Raw genomic sequence first — 2,036 nt, 5'->3', positions numbered from 1 at the left:
CTCTTGAGCCGAGGAAAAATATTAATACTCTGATTGCAGCATTTAATTATTTAAAACAACGGCATCAAATTGAGCATCAGTTAGTACTGATTGGGCAAAAAGGATGGTCTTATGAATCTATTTTTGCTGCTATTGCTAGTTCCCCGTGGAAACACCATATTCATCATCTGGGCTACTTATCGGATCAACTGGTAGCCTGGTTTTACTCAAATGCAGATGTTTTTGTCTACCCTTCCTACTATGAAGGGTTTGGTCTGCCTGTCTTGGAAGCGATGACTTTGGGTGCTCCTGTAGTTACCTCTAATACTTCATCCCTGCCTGAAGTGGCGGGAGATGCTGCAATTTTAATTGACCCTAATCAGCCAATTGAATTAGCAGATGCTATGGTCAAGGTGATCAGTAATTCTTCGTTGCGGGAGGAATTGATTAGAAAGGGTAAGGAAAGAGCAATGCTATTCTCTTGGGAGAGAACGGCAAGGGAAACTCTAGCAGCCTATAAATTTTTAGTAGGAAATGGAAAAGGGGGAAAAGTAGTTGAGGGAACGAGCTTTGTAGATAATTAATGAGATAATTAATTAAATCATTAATCAGAATGGGATTGACCTGCATGTCACACGGGGCGCGATTGGCCTACGGCCACGCTACGCGATTGGCCTACGGCCACGCTACGCGATTGGCCTACGGCCACGCTACGCGATTGCATTTCTGTTGAACCTGATTACTCCAGAAGCTCCGGGTCAATGCCCATCGCCCTTAACCGCTCTGCTAGCCGCTGTGACCGTTGCCGTTCTTGCTCTAATAACAACCGTGCCTGTTGAGCTTCTTGAGCTTCCCTTTCTGTCGAGGTCGGAATCCAGTTGTCTTCAGCATCATACCAACGCAACCATAACCGCTCAATCCCCTGGAAAGAACCAAGCCATACTCCCAACCCCAACTCTAGAGTTGGCATCCATACCCTCGGTTGATTCAGACTCATTTCCCGATAGTAACCGTCAACCCATTCAAAACCTCGCAGTTGGTCTGTATAACGGTCAAACACTACATAGTAAGGCACTCTCAGAATCTGCTCGTAAACCTGCCACTTCGTCGGAGGCTCGTTAAGTTCCTGTCGTGTCTGCCCTAAATCCTCTTTTTCCGTACCTGGTGACAGGAGTTCTACCACCACACTAGGGATTACCCCTTCTTGCCAGATCACATAACTTAAGCGTAAATCCCGCTGCTGATATAACTGAGCCACTCCCACCACCCCAAACCAGTCCGGACGTTTATACCACAACGGATGATTCACATCATAGTAAAGGTTCATGTCACTAGCCATAAATACCCATTCTGGTGAGTAAGTCGGCGGACGAAATGTTTCGCGTAACAGTTGTGGTTGTAACTCGTGGAATTGGTCGGGCAAGCCCGGTTCCTCCGGATCTTCACTCTTAAGATCATACATCGTCGGGAGGTACTCTTTTGGGGAACGGGTCGGGTCAGTTTGGTACATAGAATGTGAATTCTCAAGTCTGAAGTGTGAAGGTTAGGTTGTTTATTTGTTCACCTTTGGCCTCCCTGATCCTTCACAAGAATGAAACAGCCCTAGAGGCTTCAGCCGTGGGAGGATGTCAAATACCCATGTTCTAGGAGAAATTCCGGGGACATTTCATCCATCGCTTCAGCAGCTGGTACTCGATTACCCAGCAACTTATCGACATATTTCCCTAAAATGTCACTTTCGATATTCACCCAATTGCCAGTCCGTAAGTGGCTAAGATTGGTATGGGTGTAACTATGGGGAATCACCGCTACTTTGAACCAACTGCCGTTGGGGTCACACTCAGCAATCGTTAGGCTGACCCCATTGACAGCAATGCTACCCTTAGGAACAAGATAACGGGCTATCTTATGCTGCCACACATCCGTCAAAGAAGCTGGTGCTGTAAAGCACATTTCCCAGGAGTTTGGTGTTTGTAAAGATTCCGTTAAGCAGCCAATACCGTCAATGTGACCCGTTACAAAATGACCCCCTAGTTTGCTACCCACACGCAAAGACG

At 46.6% G+C, this 2,036-nt stretch carries 2 protein-coding genes and 1 pseudogene; 1 reads left to right on the top strand and 2 read right to left on the bottom strand.

Going from position 1 to position 2,036, the window contains the following annotated elements; translation table 11 throughout:
* Positions 1-563, top strand: a 563-nt coding sequence (locus F6K53_RS38455; RefSeq protein WP_293085076.1) for a glycosyltransferase family 1 protein, incomplete at its 5' end; no start/stop codon positions are given.
* Positions 564-718: 155 nt separating this feature from the next.
* Here F6K53_RS38455 and F6K53_RS38450 read toward each other — a convergent pair.
* Both F6K53_RS38450 and F6K53_RS38445 read right to left on the bottom strand, forming a co-directional pair.
* Positions 719-1,489 carry a Uma2 family endonuclease gene (locus F6K53_RS38450; protein ID WP_075904131.1) on the bottom strand — a complete coding sequence of 257 codons (771 nt, stop codon included), beginning with the start codon at positions 1,487-1,489 and terminating at the stop codon, positions 719-721.
* A gap of 101 nt (positions 1,490-1,590) precedes the next feature.
* Positions 1,591-2,036, bottom strand: a pseudogene (locus F6K53_RS38445) (riboflavin synthase); the annotation flags it as partial.

The sequence above is a fragment of the Moorena sp. SIO4A1 genome (genome assembly GCF_010672065.1).
Taxonomy (GTDB): Bacteria; Cyanobacteriota; Cyanobacteriia; order Cyanobacteriales; family Coleofasciculaceae; genus Moorena.
The sequence above is the reverse complement of the archived record's forward strand: the minus strand, read 5'-3'. Positions and strand labels throughout refer to the sequence as shown.